Genomic DNA, 14297 nt, shown 5'->3' with positions numbered 1-14297 from the left:
CCTGAAAGATAATTTATTTTTTCCACACCATTAGATAGTCTTTTTCATTATTAACTGTATCCATAGATTCTGATTTAATTTTAAAATTTTCTCTTAAATAAAAATTTATCGCCCGTTTATTTTTTTGGTAAACGGTCAAACTTAATTCTGTTTTCTTCTTTTTAACCTCATCCAATAGCTCTTTTCCAATTCCGTTAGACTGTGCATTGGAAGAAACAAATATGCCTGAAATATAAGTGTTATCAAGCCCAATAAAACCAACTATTTTGCCTTTTTGCTCATAAACATATAGTTCTGCAAGAGGCAGCATTTTTTTAACGTCATCAAAATGACTTGTCCAATAATCTTTGGCAATAAAATAATGTGCCTCAATATTTACCTCATACCATAATTGAATAATTTTTTCTATATCAGCATTAGTTGCTTGTCTTATCACTTCTTTGATCCTCTCTTTTCCTTTTCCAAATAGATCCACACACATAGATCATAACAATTAACCAACTAAACATGGTCACCCGAATAGCCCATTTTTGAATAAAAGTCTTCTTATAAAGTAGCTGATAGGTCACTTTACCGGGCATTATTTTTGCCGCTACAAACCCATGACTTGCATATGTCGGAATCTCTTGATTTTTATTTGTCCGCACCACATACCCTTTATAATAAATTTTTGGAAAAACAACACTGGTTGTTCGTTTAAAATTAAAGGTTCCTGAACCCTTTTGTTCATGTAAAGCTTTATAATCGACGCCTTTTGGTAAATAATCTAATCCACCACCAATGCCTGACTTATATTTTTGAACGATCGTTTTATTTGTCAGTGTTAAATTATTATTCGCTTGAAAATTATTTAAAACAGAAAAATTAAACGAAATAGCTAGCGATAAAATTAAAAAAATGACTAACTTAAAGTGCCTATGATTATTAGTTTCAGACAGTTTTGCCAAAAGTAAACTGCCAAACAAGGTCGCAAAAATCAAGAGTCGCCATTCAAATTGAATATTAGCGAACCACGTATTTTTAAGAAGCGGCCACAATAATAAATTAGTTGAGCTAACCAAAAAAATGATTGTGATAATGAGTAGTCGTTTGATCAAGAGTGAACTCTTTTGATACATAAATAGCGTCATCACCACGACCACTAACAGAAGTGGCCCAACATTAGGTGAACTATTATTCCAGACCCCTGCCGAATTTTCCATTGAACCATAAATTAATTTAGACAAAGAAAAATTTAATCCTACACCCCATAATGAACTATGCACCATAAAATTATATTTTTCATGCGCCATTTGTTCTAATATTGGTAACACTGTCGCACACGACAAAATGATTGCGAATAGGTAAGCATCAAATTGTCTTTTCATAAAAGCAATCGTACTTCTCTTTTTTATTATTAAATAAATATTAGTAATCCCTATGATATAGACACAAATCAAGGTTGTCATAGGATGAATGCCAGTTATTAATCCCAAGCCAATCGCTAATACTAAGATGCCTTTTTTCTCATTTTTGTAAACCATATGGAAACCCAATACGACTAAAGGCAGAAAAATAAAAGCACCAATTTCCCCCAGATCGCCACGAATAAATAGATCCATTAACCGATAGGTGCCGCAAGTGTAAGCAATTGTCGCCAATAACGCCGTTCGCCTATTTCTAAAGAAATGTTGTGCAGTATAAAATCCTATGATTAAAGTGGCTAACGTATATGTCGCTAGCAATAAATAATAGGCTTTTATAAAGCCAAATCCTAAATAGTAGAAAAAGACAAAAGGCAACAAAATATAAGAAGGGTAAAATAAATCAGCCGCATATCCATATCCTTTAGCCATACTTCCAAAAATCATAGGATGTAGATTCTTATTCACCACAACTGAATGATAATAAGCCAGTAGTCTATTTTTATGAAATAAAAAATCATCATTAACATAAATTTTATTGGATAAAACAAACGGTAGTATAACAAGTATTGAAATACCTAAAAATAACAGTATCATCAAAATTTTATTTTTACGTGACATAAAAGCTCCTTTAAAATTTAAGTCTAACAATTAACATTATTCTTAAAGTATATTATACATTCAAAATTAAGACAAAAAAATCAAATAAATACTATTCAAAAAATAGTATTTATTGTATACTGTCTGTGCAGTTAAAATAGGTACACTAGAAATGGAGCGAACTAAAATTAATGAACTCTCAACTTAATAAAGGTGTTTTAGATCTAATTTTATTACTTCAACTTCAATCACAAGACGATTACGCCTACACTATGTCAAAATTTGTCACAAAATCAATTGGGGTTACTGAAGGTGCTGTGTATCCCGTTCTTAGACGCTTAGAATCCAAAGATATGATTTCTTCTTATGATATTCCAAATGGAAAACGTAGTCGAAAATATTTCCATCTCCTGCCTGAAGGAGAAAAATATCTAAAAACTTTACTTGAACAATGGCAGGATATTTCAACTATTATTAATAAACTGGAGGCTTCACAAGATGCTGACTAAAGAAAAATATTTACAATCACTAAAAAATAACTTACTAAATTTTGGGATAAATAAACAACAAGTTAGCACCATTATTGCAGACTATGATGATTATTTTGAAGCAGCTTATGATAATAACGAAGTAGATACTGACATCATTAAACATTTAGGCCCTACCAAAGCACTTGCAGAACAACTATCAAATAAGGAATCAAACACTAATAACACTATCCCTACTATTCAATTAAGTGGCATCCTACTTTTTCAACATCCTTCACTTATTCTACCGATATTTTTATATACTTGTTTACTTTTAATCATTTATTTATTGCAAGCCTTTGAAATATTCTTTATCTTTTCACCTTTAATTTTATTAATTGGCTTACTACTAAGGTTTCCCGTTCAAGGTGGCGTGCTACTTCAATTACTAATTTCAGTAGCCATGATGGTGACTGCCTTAGCAGCATTCAAATATACACAAAAAGGAAAATTAGCATTAAATCTTATTTTTAAAAAGAATTTATGGCATAAAATTTCGTAAGGAGGAAATAACGTGGAATTAAAAAATATAACAGTTAAATATGGGAAAAGAACCGCTTTAAAATCTATTACTATTTCCTTAGCTGAAAGGGGTAAAATAATCGGTTTTCTCGGTCCTAATGGTGCAGGTAAAACAACTTTAATTAACTTATTAGTTGGCAACATTAATACCTATTCTGGAAACATTAATCTTTCAGAAAATACAATTGCATATTGCCCCGATAACTCTTTTTTGTATGAAGGAATGACCATACAAAATTCTATTGATTTATATTCATCTGTCTATCCTGATTTTGATAAAGCTAAAGCTAAAACCATTTTTTCAAAATTAGCATTAGATTTAAACATGAAAATTCATGATGGTTCTAAAGGAATGCATGAACAAATTCATATTGTATTAACATTAGCTAGAAAAGTCGGTTTTTACATTTTTGATGAACCTTTAGCAGCTGTTGATCCATTAACACGTGATATTTTATTAAAAATTATATTAGAAAATCGACCCAAAGATAGCAATATTCTAATGAGCACACACTTAATTCAAGATATTGACTACATTTTTGATTCCGTTATTTTCATTAATCAAGGCCGTATTTTATTGCATGAATCTGTTAGCGACTTAAAAGAAAAATACAACGAACCATTAGAAAAAATATTTAAGGAGGTAATGAGCAATGACTCGGCTCATTTATATAATAACTAAAAAAACAGCATTTAAAGTTTCTATTCCCTTTTTCATTGAACTCATTTTTCTAATTATCTCATTGTTTTATACTTCTCAAAATATAAGTTTAGTCCATTCACTTTGGTTTACTGTATCAGTCACAATTTTGACGTTATATTTAGCTTATGACTGCCTAAATTTTTACTATCTAGGAAATGATTCTTTACTACATATTATGCCTTTTTCAAACGAACGGTTATTAGCCATTAAAAGTTGTATTGCCTTAATTATTCTTTGGTTATACTCATTTGTTGGTTTTCTAGAAATTAATCTTGGAAATAATCAATCCGCTTTTACACATTTTTCTTATTTTGGCATACCTAAGTTGGTCTCACTTGCATCCTTTTTTATGCTTTTTAGTTTATCTCTTCTATTGATAAAGCCACTCAGAACAGCCAAGGTAGGTCTTATCCTATGCCTTCTAATTAATTTAACCTTTATGTTCATTACTTTTTTCTCATTTATGTCAATCTACGGTAATAAAATTCAACACTGGATTATCGGTCTTAGCTCTTCACATTTAGTGATCCCGATATATACTAATATTTTACAAATTGAGTTATTTACCCATATGAATATCTTTGTTTTATATACGACACTATTCAACTTTTCTAGCTTCATTATGTGTTTATTACTTTTCATCATTATTCACAAAAAAAGCACCATCAATTATTTAACATTAACTTTAGACTAAATAATAGTTGAACTCGTTCCCCTATTATGAAATCACAAAAAAGGTGTTGTCCTCTTATGACAACACCTTTTTACATATCTTTAGTTTAGAAGTAAGTTATCATCCCAAAATCATCATTACAGAATCCTTTATATCTTTAGAAAAATATCTTTTTTCCTAATTAATACTGTTAAAAATGAGAATATAATTACTACTACTATCATTAATAGTATTCCATTATCGAACGTTATCAAACTATTATTGTAACTCACCCTAGATTCCCCTGACACAACAGAGAGACTGTACAAATAAGTGGTTGGTAATAGATTGGCTACTGCCTGTAATGGTTCAACTATTGTCGTTAATATTTCCGTCCCAAGTATGACTAAAATAGATACTAATAGAGCACCCATTTTATTTCTTAATAAACTGACTAAAAAATAAGTAATAATAGTTATATTTGATAAACATAGCCAAAATAAAATAACTGATTTTAAAAGAACTATCCATATTGGTACATAAACCATCGAATTATTAGCTCCATATTCAAAAATAGGAAAATTAGGACTATCAAACCCTGATGCTATTCCTGCAATTAAAAATGATGCAGCAACCGTTATCACTAACAAAATGGAAAGAGCACTAAATCCAGCTTTTATTTCAGTTGTCGCATTAATTACACTAGAACCAGGTAATAATTTACTTTTATCTAATTTATTATAAAATGTTTTTGAAAAATTCTGTACTAGCAAGAAAATACTTATTAATACAAATAAAATTGGAATGATATATTTAAATAATTCCGTTGTAAATGAAAAACTTTTAGTGGGATATGATTCTGGTTCGTAGTTTATCCTTGCTTTTTTAAACGCTTTAAGGCGAATTCCTTCTTTTTTTATGGCAGTCATTGTTTCTTTATCACCACTGTCTGTATTCTTGAAAGAAGCAAGCATCACTTTATTTTGTTTTGTTAATATACGGTAAAGCTCATCAATTTTATTATTTCTTTTTGCTTTTAACAAAGTTTGATCTTCTTTAAATTGAAGCTTAGCCAATTTTAAATCAATTTTGGCGGATTTCACATCTGCTAACGAACTTTTAGAACTATTAATTATTTTTTTGTTCCCAGTTATCGTTTTTTTGACAGCATTCATATCAGAAGATACTGTATTTTCTAAAGAGACCGAAGGCTTTGTTCTTACATTTTGAACAAATACAAAAAACACCGTAATCAGCATAATTAAAATCATGCTAATGGTCAACTTATCTTTTATTATCTTTTTTATTAAAAATTTAAAATAATTCATTATTTATATTCCTTTAATTTAAAATTTTCTATTGTCACTATTTCATCAGCAATAGCTTCCATCTCACTTTTATAATGAGTTGTAACTAAAATAGTCTTGTTTTTTTTCACTCTATTCAAAAAAGAATATAAAATATTTCTAGATTCTTCATCTAAGCCATTATTTATTTCGTCCATTAAAAAATATGTTGCATCACTTATTTCATACATCGCAATTAATACTCTTTGTTTCATGCCTAAAGAATACTTTTTAATAGGTTTATTATAATAATCATCCATTTTGAATTCTTGAATAACATGCATTATATCAATAGATGACTGCCACTTTTTCTTAGTGAATTCTAAATAGTCCATTGCTGTTAAGTTTTTATCAAACCAATCAGTATTCTCATAAAAGAATATAGCATTTTTATTTTTTGTTAAGTTCTTCCCGTCAAATAAAATTTCATCACTCGTTGACGGTATTAAATTAAGCAATGCCCTTAATAAAGTTGTCTTACCAAGACCATTTTGCGCCACAATCAAATTCAACCCATCATTAAAAGTATAATCAGTCGAGTCTAATATTTTTAAAGTTTCAGTACGTATAGATAAATTTTTAATCGTTATCATTTTTCCTCCAAATAAAAAAAACAGAAAACCACACTAATAGAGTAGCCTTCTGCTTTATAAAATTAATCGTCGCTCAAAATACTAATTAAATAAAAGGTCTTCCACCTGCAAGGATAAGTCCTAAAACCCCTACAACTATGCAGCAAATAACAACTGCGTAGATAATCCCCTTGTTTAATTGATTTCTATTCTTTCGAGCAAAAGTCATTTCAACTAACCCAATAAATACGAGGGCACCAATCAGTTTAATGACTGTCAAAATTGGATTATCCTGCCATGCATATCCTAGTAGCATAATCCCACTAGCAATCGAAACCAGATAACCTAGGCGTGTAATCATTTGATAAATTTTTGTATTAGAATTTGTAAAGACTGTAAGTAACACTAAAATTGCTATCACAACCCATGTAATAAGATGTATCCATAACCAAATCATAATGAGCCTCCTTATATATTAATAACAGTATTAGCATATCATTATTTGTTATTAAAGCAAGAAGCCAAAAAATAGAAGGACTACGCTTCAACAGCTTAATCCTTCACTCTATTCACTTAATTATTTTGTTCTATACTTTTGAGTGTTGATGAGAAATCATCGGCACTATTTTTTTGCTTTATCAACGCTATTTGACGTAGAGCCATTATTTTACGGCATAAATTGTGATCTTGATTGTATTAATTTCATAATTTTTCTGGTACCCCTATAATGTATTTACGGACAAATTTCTTTCGTTCTGTATAATAATCTATAGAGGTACTTTTATTAAAGCAGCATTAATTAAAGTTGTTTTTCCAGCTCCATTTTTTCCTAATAATGCAACTTTATCACCTGCATTTATTTCAATTATTTTATTTTGGAAATCAATTACTTTTTCACTATCTAATTTTATTTGTAAATCTTTGATGAAAATTACTGGTTCCATATTAATCTCCTAAAATAAGACATTGTCAATTCTGCCGATATCTTAAAAATTTATCTGCTAACAATCATATCAACGATACCATATGGCTACAATCCTAACTTACTTAATACCAGTGATACTATTTATAATTGTATAAAATATACTTATATTTACTTATGTATTAATACTGCCCGAAACTTAGGATCTATAATTATTAATACTACTGTTAAAAGAGAGGCCACACCAATATAAACTAATAAATCTATTAATAAATTTTGTGAGCTTCGTCGTATTAATTTCATTATTATTCCAGTAACAATCATACTTATCGTAACTACTACACCTAAATACTTTATCATTATTTGTTTCTCCCTTAGTAAAGTCACAATTTTTTGTCGATTATAAGTCTTATACTTTTTTCTATCGAATACCATTAATCCACAGCTTCACATACTAAATAAGTCATTTGAATCATGATTCATTACAATCGGCATCCAAGATCTGCTCCTATGATATATTTACGGACATTTTTTTCTTTCGTTCTGTATAATAATCCATGGAGGTACTTTTATGACAAAAAATTATGATCAAAACTCCAAAAATTCGATCGTTAAAATGGTAAATGATGGTGGCAATCCTAAGGATTTAGCTGAAGAATATGGCCTCATTATCAAACTATCCTTAATTGGGTTAAAAAATCTAAAAAAAGTCATTCATCAGAAAGTGAATTAGAAAAAGCCAATAAAAGAATTAAAGAACTTGAACAGGAAAATGATAGCTTAAAATCAGCCGCGATAATTTTTGCCAAATATTAAAAGCTCGAAAACGTAGTGGAATGCTCAAGGTGATCAATTTCAATCTACACAGAGGGTTATCGTATTTCCATGATTTTACGGGTACTTAAGGTCCCTCGTTCAACTTATTACAATTGGTTAAAGTGGCTGCCAAGTAAACAAGAAAATCAGCATGAATATTTGCGTCAATTAGTCGTTAAAACCTGTTGTTAAAATCCTAAGGGCTTGTCCAAATGTTGCAATGATTCATAGTGATATGGGAAGCCAATATACAAGTCAGTTGTTTGAAATCAAACGGGATTGAACCTTCATACTCATTAAAAGGTCATCCATATGACAATTCATATATTAAAGGATTCCATTCACTTTTAAAAAGAGAATGGGTTTATCAACAAAAATTCAAGTCAATTGAACACGCTATTTTATCAATGAATCAATATATTAATTGGTTCAATAATGAGCGATTAAGTTATCAACAAATATTTTCAAAAGTTAGTTAAATTTCAACGATATTTTTGTCCAGATATTTGACATAGGAGTACTTATATTTTTTTCCTATCGAATATCAGTAATCCACCCATTATAAATATTATGATATAACCTACATTTCCATAAACTAACTGATTAAGTGTTAATTTTGTAATATCAAAATAATCTGGATTTCCCCACTGACCAGTAATATTCATCATGTTAAACGGATTCCACTTAATAAAATGAAATTGGTTAAATATACTTCTGATTAGTGTATTAGACAAACCTTCACCTATAAAACATATACCTAAGCCAACCGCAATGGCAACAGCACCAGTACTTGTTAATAATGCCAACATAAAAGTAATACTTATTAAAAAAATTGATGAAATCATATCCACTGACATATTTATCAACAAATTTCCAATAATCGAATGACCATATAAATATTTGCTGAACAATGATACACCATTACCATAAAATAATACTTTTAAAATAATAGTATATATTACTAATAATATATGCAAAAATATACTATAAAAAATCATCAAGCTCCATTTTGCTAAATAAATTTCAAATCGATTATGACTTTCAGAAATTAATTTTCTAATAGTCCCATATTGAAATTCCATTGAAACTATTGACGCACTCATAGTAATAATAATAATAGCTAACCACTCATATCCAGCAAATGCAGAAGCAATATAAAATGCCTTGTCTTTATTGCTACCATTCTTATTTATAACAGCTATTAATAACATTAATATAAATAAAAATACTGGCACATATCTAACTGACTTTCGATGATATAGCTTAAATATTTCTTGCTTAAATATCTTAATCATTTGAAAGCCCCCTGCTTACTCAAAATTTCTAATAATGCAGTTTCTAAATCACTTTCCACAGTCGAAATTTCTTCTAAAATCAAACCATTATCCACTAATACTTTAATGATATTATTTAATGTACCTGATTCATTTGTTGTAAATTTTATTGAATCAGTTTCAATATTCACATCAAAATTGTTATGCTTTAGTTCTGAAAAAGCTTTATTTAAATGATTTACTTTTAACACATATGTTTTAGTAGTATGCGCTTCAAGGTCAGTAATAGATGATTGTAAGACTACTTTCCCTTGATCCATTAATATTACGTCATCTGCAATTTTTTCTAATTCACTTAAAATATGACTGGAAATTAAAATTGTTTTTCCCTTACTTTTCAACCCTAAAATCAAATTACGTAAATCTTTAGTTGCAATTGGATCCAATCCATTCATTGGTTCATCTAATATAATAAAATTAGGATTATTGATTAATGCCATGGCAATACCAAGTTTTTGTTTCATTCCTAATGAATAATCTTTTGCAGGTTTATTTATATAACCGGTCATTTTTAATTCTTTTACCACATCTTCAAAATTATTAGTTCCAGAATAAAGTCTAAGATGTTCGAATCCCGTTAAAAATGGATATATCTCTGGATATTCAATTAACGATCCTACTCCAGTTAAACCTTCATGATTTCGTGTCGTAATTGAAATACCATTAACTAAAATATCTCCCTGCTTAATTGCTGTTAATCCTAAAATAATTTTCATTAAAGTTGATTTCCCAGCTCCATTAGGACCAATTAAACCAATGATTTTGCTCTCATTGATAGTAAGATTGATATTTTTTAATACTGATTTTTTCCCATATTGTTTTGAAACATTTTTAATAATAAGAATGTTACCCAAATTGCCCACCTCTTTCATTAGCTTCACATACTAAATAAGTCATTCGAATCATGATTCATTACAATCGACATTCAAGATCCCCACTTATTTTGTTTTCTTATAAAATTATTTAAAGAATTTAGATTATCGCTATCTTAATTATTATATAATTAAATTTCTTTTTTTAATTCGTAATGTCACCAATGGTTAGCTATTAGTCATGAACCGACATTAAATTACTATTTACTGCAAAAATATATAGCCATTTTATATAATTATGAAAAGGTAGTACAATAATTATGAAAAATAAAAAAAGTAAAGGAATTACTTATAAATGAATGATTTGCCATTAATTACATTACAAATACTTGTACAAGATACTTGTCTATTACTTATTTATAGTCAAATAAGCCATTTAAAAATAAGTAAAAAATTAGTACTTGCCATATTATTAGGAACTATTATTGGTAATCTACTGATGAGCGTTCTATTTTATTTACTAATTCTATTCATTTTTTACTATTTTGGAATTAAATCGCTTAAAATTACGAATAAAAAATCACTAGCTTTTTTCTATAGTATTTACGCAGTCTCTTTTTTTAGTATCTCAGGAAATCTAATAACAACTCTTACAGATAAGCTAGCACCTAATAATCTTCTATTAAGTGCCCTAGCAATACTGCTATCCGTTATATTAAATTGGCTTATATTAAAAATAGTCAATCCAGATACTCAATTTTTAGAAACAGATTATGGTCATACCTCAAAACTATTTTTATTAATACTTAATACCGTTCTCTTTGTCATTTGTACTTTACAATATACGAGCTATTCTTGGGAAAATACTATTGGGCCACTCGGTAACTCACGATACTATTTAACAATTTCATTTTTTATTTTAGTTTCTATAAGTCTATTTTATTTAAATTCTAAAATTAGGCATCTACAGGAAATACAAATTCAAGAAATGCAACTTGAACAAATAAAAGACTTAACTCAATACACATCTCAAATAGAACATCTATACAATGAAATTCGCTTTATCAGGCATGATTTCATTAATATCACGTCCAGTTTGGGACAGGCTATTAATGCTAAAGATATATCTGAAGTTGAAACAATTTTTAATTCTGTCTTTTTAGATTTAAACAGTTCTCTTGAAAATAATACCTATCAGCTAGGATATCTTAGTAAGATTCAACTTAGCGCAATTAAAAGTGTTATTTCTACGAAAATTATTAAAGCTCAACAAGAACATATTACTGTTAATATTGAATTAGAAGATAGTCTATCTGAAATTTATATTCACGATTTAGATTATATACGTATCTTCACAATATTATTTGATAATGCTCTAGAAGCAGCTAAAGAATCTAATTCTCCTGAGATTAGAATCGCGATTATCATTGATAGTGAATCAAATAAACAATTTTTAATAATTAAAAATAGTATTGTAAATAATAATATTAATAAAAAAGATATCTTTTTACGAGGCTATTCAACTAAAGGCCCTAATCGAGGACAAGGATTAGCAATTATAAGAAATATATTACTTAAAAATACAAACGTTAGCTTAGAAACTGAAGTTAAAGATTTTTATTTCACTCAAAAAATAACATTTGAAAAATGAGGTTGACGATGAATATTTTTATTTTAGAAGACGATATTATTCAACAACAGCACTTAGATTTTATTATTAAAAATATGATGAAAGAAAAGATAAATCAAAAATACACTATATTTGCTTCTGGAAGACCCACTGATATTTTAGATCATGTCAGTAATGCCGAAAATAATTTATATTTTCTTGATATTGAAATTAAGAACAATCCTCAATCTGGATTAGACCTAGCTAAAAAAATTAGACTTATTGATTCATATGGCCTAATTATTTTTGTCACAACACACTCAAATTTTTTACCACTAACCTTTGAATATAAATTAATGGCACTTGATTTTATAGAAAAAGGCCAAGATGAATCATCCTTTACTTTAAGAATTAAAGATTGTCTATCCACAGCCATCGATAGATTTAATTCCACCACTCCTATTGATATTTTTAGTTTTAATAATCAAAAATCTAATTTCAAAATACCATTATCAGACATTTTATTTTTTGAAACTACTGATATCCCACACAAGATCAGATTAGTCACCTTAAACAAACATAGTGAATTTAATGCCACATTAAAAGAAATTGAAAATAAAAATAGTAATTTTTTCATGTGTCATAAATCATATATCGTTAATCTAAGCAATATTTATCAAATAGATAAAAAAAGTAGAATTATCACTTTTAAAGATAGCTCAGATTATTGTTTAGTTTCTAGAAATAAGCTAAAGCAATTATTAAAAAAAATAGCTAATTTCTGAAATGTTTTCCAAAAAAAAGCTTAGAAATCCTAAAATAAAGGATTTCTAAGCTTTTTTCATCGTAATTCTATTCCCATTCAATTGTTGAAGGCGGCTTGCTCGTAATATCATACACGATACGGTTAACGTGTGCGACTTCATTTACGATACGTACTGAAATATTTTGTAAGACATCCCAAGGGATTCTAGCAAAATCAGCAGTCATACCATCAATTGATGTCACACCACGAATACCAACTGTATAGTCATAAGTACGACCATCACCCATCACACCAACACTTTTAATGCCTGGTAAGACAGTAAAGTATTGCCAGATTTCACGATCAAGACCAGCTTTTTTAATTTCTTCACGTAAAATTAAATCACTATCTCTAACAATCGTTAATTTTTCTTCAGTAATTTCGCCAAGAACACGAATGCCCAGACCAGGACCTGGGAATGGTTGACGCCAAACTAATTCATCACTCATACCCATTTTTGCGCCAAGTTCACGCACTTCATCTTTGAATAAGGTTCTTAATGGTTCAATTAAACTAAATTGCATATCATCAGGAAGGCCACCAACGTTATGATGAGATTTAATCGTTTGGGCAGTATCTGTCCCTGATTCAATCACATCAGTGTAAAGTGTTCCTTGTGCCAAGAAATCAATACCTTCTAATTTAGTTGCTTCATCATCAAACACACGGATGAATTCATTACCAATAGTTTTACGTTTCGTCTCAGGATCAGAAATACCTTCTAATTTACCTAAGAAACGATCTTGCGCATCAACTTTAATGATATTCAAACCAAATTTACCACCAAGCATTTCCATGACTTGGTCAGCTTCATTTTTACGAAGTAAACCATGATCAACGAAGATACTTGTTAGTTGGTTACCAATTGCTTTGTGTAATAAAACACCAACAACTGAAGAATCAACCCCACCGGATAAACCAAGAAGGACTTTCTTGTCACCGACAGTTTCGCGGATTTTAGCAATTTGTAAGTCGATAAAATCATCCATTGACCAATTACTTTCAGCTTTACAAACATCAAATGCGAATCGACGTAAAATGTCATCCCCAAATTCAGTATTGCGAACTTCTGTATGGAATTGAAGACCATAGAAATTTTTATCAAGATTCTGCATAGCAGAAATAGGACAGTTAGCTGAAGTCGCAACTGATGTAAACCCATCAGGAACTTCTGTTACTAAGTCACCATGACTCATCCAAACCGTTTGTTCCGTTGGTAACCCTTTAAATAAAGTTGCTTCTGAATCGGTAACTTCAATAACAGCTTTACCGTATTCTTTATTATTTGCGTTCTCAACTTTACCACCAGGCATACAGTATGCCATCAATTGCATCCCGTAACAGATACCTAAAATAGGAATACCTAATTCAAATATTTCAGGATCAACTCTGAAAGCATCTTCATCATAAACACTATTTGGGCCACCAGAAAAGATGATTCCTTTAGGGGCAATCTCTTTGATTTCAGCAGCGCTAATCTTGTGTGATAATAATTCAGAATAAACACCGAATTCACGTACACGACGAGTAATTAATTGATTATATTGACTACCAAAATCAAGAACGATAATTTTGTCGAAATCTTGCATGTTAACGTTGGCCAAAAATAGTCACCTCTTCATAATTTTTAATTTCTTATTATATCCATTCTACTGATTGAAACCCACTTGGTCA

The 14297-nt window shown here is 29.3% G+C and carries 16 protein-coding genes; 7 read left to right on the top strand and 9 right to left on the bottom strand.

Features of this window, described 5'->3' with window-relative positions; translation table 11 throughout:
* Positions 1-13: 13 nt before the first annotated feature.
* Together ACVQ8P_RS06150 and ACVQ8P_RS06145 are read right to left on the bottom strand one after the other, a co-directional pair.
* Positions 14-436: a GNAT family N-acetyltransferase gene (locus tag ACVQ8P_RS06150; protein ID WP_462298271.1), complete on the bottom strand. Its 423-nt coding sequence runs from the start codon at positions 434-436 to the stop codon at positions 14-16.
* Entirely contained in the window at positions 417-2024 is a 1608-nt protein-coding gene (locus tag ACVQ8P_RS06145; RefSeq protein ID WP_462298270.1) for a YfhO family protein, read from the bottom strand. The genes ACVQ8P_RS06150 and ACVQ8P_RS06145 overlap by 20 nt, the downstream gene beginning before the upstream one ends.
* Positions 2025-2194: 170 nt before the next feature.
* On the opposite strand from ACVQ8P_RS06145, the gene ACVQ8P_RS06140 reads away from it, so the two are divergent.
* The 3 genes from ACVQ8P_RS06140 to ACVQ8P_RS06130 are packed head-to-tail and all read left to right on the top strand — an operon-like array spanning position 2195 to position 3734.
* Positions 2195-2512, top strand: coding sequence for a PadR family transcriptional regulator (locus ACVQ8P_RS06140; protein ID WP_462298268.1), 318 nt, complete (start codon positions 2195-2197; stop codon positions 2510-2512).
* Positions 2502-3032 (top strand): DUF1700 domain-containing protein, encoded by a 531-nt coding sequence (locus ACVQ8P_RS06135; protein ID WP_462298266.1) that lies wholly within the window; start codon positions 2502-2504, stop codon positions 3030-3032. The genes ACVQ8P_RS06140 and ACVQ8P_RS06135 overlap by 11 nt, the downstream gene beginning before the upstream one ends.
* A 12-nt stretch (positions 3033-3044) precedes the next feature.
* Entirely contained in the window at positions 3045-3734 is a 690-nt protein-coding gene (locus tag ACVQ8P_RS06130; protein WP_462298264.1) for an ATP-binding cassette domain-containing protein, read from the top strand.
* A gap of 843 nt (positions 3735-4577) precedes the next feature.
* On the opposite strand, the gene ACVQ8P_RS06125 is transcribed toward ACVQ8P_RS06130, so the two are convergent.
* The 4 genes from ACVQ8P_RS06125 to ACVQ8P_RS06110 form a co-directional block, all read right to left on the bottom strand.
* Positions 4578-5735, bottom strand: a complete 1158-nt coding sequence (locus ACVQ8P_RS06125) for a hypothetical protein (protein WP_462298262.1) — start codon at positions 5733-5735, stop codon at positions 4578-4580.
* A complete protein-coding gene (locus tag ACVQ8P_RS06120) occupies positions 5735-6346 on the bottom strand; it encodes an ATP-binding cassette domain-containing protein (protein ID WP_462298260.1) in 612 nt (203 codons plus the stop codon). The genes ACVQ8P_RS06125 and ACVQ8P_RS06120 overlap by 1 nt, the downstream gene beginning before the upstream one ends.
* Positions 6347-6431: 85 nt before the next feature.
* A complete protein-coding gene (locus ACVQ8P_RS06115) occupies positions 6432-6782 on the bottom strand; it encodes a DUF1516 family protein (protein WP_462298258.1) in 351 nt (116 codons plus the stop codon).
* A gap of 310 nt (positions 6783-7092) precedes the next feature.
* A complete protein-coding gene (locus ACVQ8P_RS06110) occupies positions 7093-7269 on the bottom strand; it encodes an ATP-binding cassette domain-containing protein (protein ID WP_462298257.1) in 177 nt (58 codons plus the stop codon).
* 549 nt (positions 7270-7818) lie between these two features.
* Here ACVQ8P_RS06110 and ACVQ8P_RS06105 point away from each other — a divergent pair.
* Positions 7819-7980 carry a hypothetical protein gene (locus ACVQ8P_RS06105; protein WP_462298255.1) on the top strand — a complete coding sequence of 54 codons (162 nt, stop codon included), beginning with the start codon at positions 7819-7821 and terminating at the stop codon, positions 7978-7980.
* A gap of 313 nt (positions 7981-8293) precedes the next feature.
* Positions 8294-8542: an integrase core domain-containing protein gene (locus ACVQ8P_RS06100; protein WP_462298253.1), complete on the top strand. Its 249-nt coding sequence runs from the start codon at positions 8294-8296 to the stop codon at positions 8540-8542.
* Between the two features lie 42 nt (positions 8543-8584).
* Here ACVQ8P_RS06100 and ACVQ8P_RS06095 read toward each other — a convergent pair whose 3' ends face one another.
* Complete coding sequence (locus tag ACVQ8P_RS06095; RefSeq protein ID WP_462298251.1) at positions 8585-9358, bottom strand: ABC transporter permease; 774 nt, start codon at positions 9356-9358, stop codon at positions 8585-8587.
* On the bottom strand, positions 9355-10251 hold the full coding sequence (locus ACVQ8P_RS06090; protein ID WP_462298249.1) for an ABC transporter ATP-binding protein: 897 nt from the start codon (positions 10249-10251) through the stop codon (positions 9355-9357). Before ACVQ8P_RS06090 ends, ACVQ8P_RS06095 begins: the two co-directional genes overlap by 4 nt.
* Positions 10252-10564: 313 nt before the next feature.
* On the opposite strand from ACVQ8P_RS06090, the gene ACVQ8P_RS06085 reads away from it, so the two are divergent.
* Positions 10565-11860 (top strand): sensor histidine kinase, encoded by a 1296-nt coding sequence (locus ACVQ8P_RS06085; RefSeq protein WP_462298247.1) that lies wholly within the window; start codon positions 10565-10567, stop codon positions 11858-11860.
* 8 nt (positions 11861-11868) lie between these two features.
* Complete coding sequence (locus tag ACVQ8P_RS06080) at positions 11869-12603, top strand: LytR/AlgR family response regulator transcription factor (RefSeq protein WP_462298245.1); 735 nt, start codon at positions 11869-11871, stop codon at positions 12601-12603.
* 67 nt (positions 12604-12670) lie between these two features.
* Here the strand turns inward: ACVQ8P_RS06080 and guaA are convergent, their stop codons facing one another.
* On the bottom strand, positions 12671-14212 hold the full coding sequence (gene guaA, locus ACVQ8P_RS06075; RefSeq protein WP_462298388.1) for a glutamine-hydrolyzing GMP synthase: 1542 nt from the start codon (positions 14210-14212) through the stop codon (positions 12671-12673).
* Between the last annotated feature and the right edge of the window lie 85 nt (positions 14213-14297).

The organism is Dellaglioa sp. BT-FLS60 (assembly GCF_054941065.1).
Note: the sequence above shows the minus strand (reverse complement) of the source record. Positions and strands in the feature narration are given on the sequence as shown.

Excerpts from the sequence above, each read along its gene's own strand:
- ACVQ8P_RS06145 (WP_462298270.1), bottom strand. The coding sequence starts at position 2,024 with ATGTCACGTAAAAATAAAATTTTGATGATACTGTTATTTTTAGGTATT.
- ACVQ8P_RS06140 (WP_462298268.1), top strand. The coding sequence starts at position 2,195 with ATGAACTCTCAACTTAATAAAGGTGTTTTAGATCTAATTTTATTACTT.
- ACVQ8P_RS06135 (WP_462298266.1), top strand. The coding sequence starts at position 2,502 with ATGCTGACTAAAGAAAAATATTTACAATCACTAAAAAATAACTTACTA.
- ACVQ8P_RS06125 (WP_462298262.1), bottom strand. The coding sequence starts at position 5,735 with ATGAATTATTTTAAATTTTTAATAAAAAAGATAATAAAAGATAAGTTG.
- ACVQ8P_RS06120 (WP_462298260.1), bottom strand. The coding sequence starts at position 6,346 with ATGATAACGATTAAAAATTTATCTATACGTACTGAAACTTTAAAAATA.
- ACVQ8P_RS06115 (WP_462298258.1), bottom strand. The coding sequence starts at position 6,782 with ATGATTTGGTTATGGATACATCTTATTACATGGGTTGTGATAGCAATT.
- ACVQ8P_RS06110 (WP_462298257.1), bottom strand. The coding sequence starts at position 7,269 with ATGGAACCAGTAATTTTCATCAAAGATTTACAAATAAAATTAGATAGT.
- ACVQ8P_RS06105 (WP_462298255.1), top strand. The coding sequence starts at position 7,819 with ATGACAAAAAATTATGATCAAAACTCCAAAAATTCGATCGTTAAAATG.
- ACVQ8P_RS06095 (WP_462298251.1), bottom strand. The coding sequence starts at position 9,358 with ATGATTAAGATATTTAAGCAAGAAATATTTAAGCTATATCATCGAAAG.
- ACVQ8P_RS06085 (WP_462298247.1), top strand. The coding sequence starts at position 10,565 with ATGAATGATTTGCCATTAATTACATTACAAATACTTGTACAAGATACT.
- ACVQ8P_RS06080 (WP_462298245.1), top strand. The coding sequence starts at position 11,869 with ATGAATATTTTTATTTTAGAAGACGATATTATTCAACAACAGCACTTA.
- guaA (WP_462298388.1), bottom strand. The coding sequence starts at position 14,212 with ATGCAAGATTTCGACAAAATTATCGTTCTTGATTTTGGTAGTCAATAT.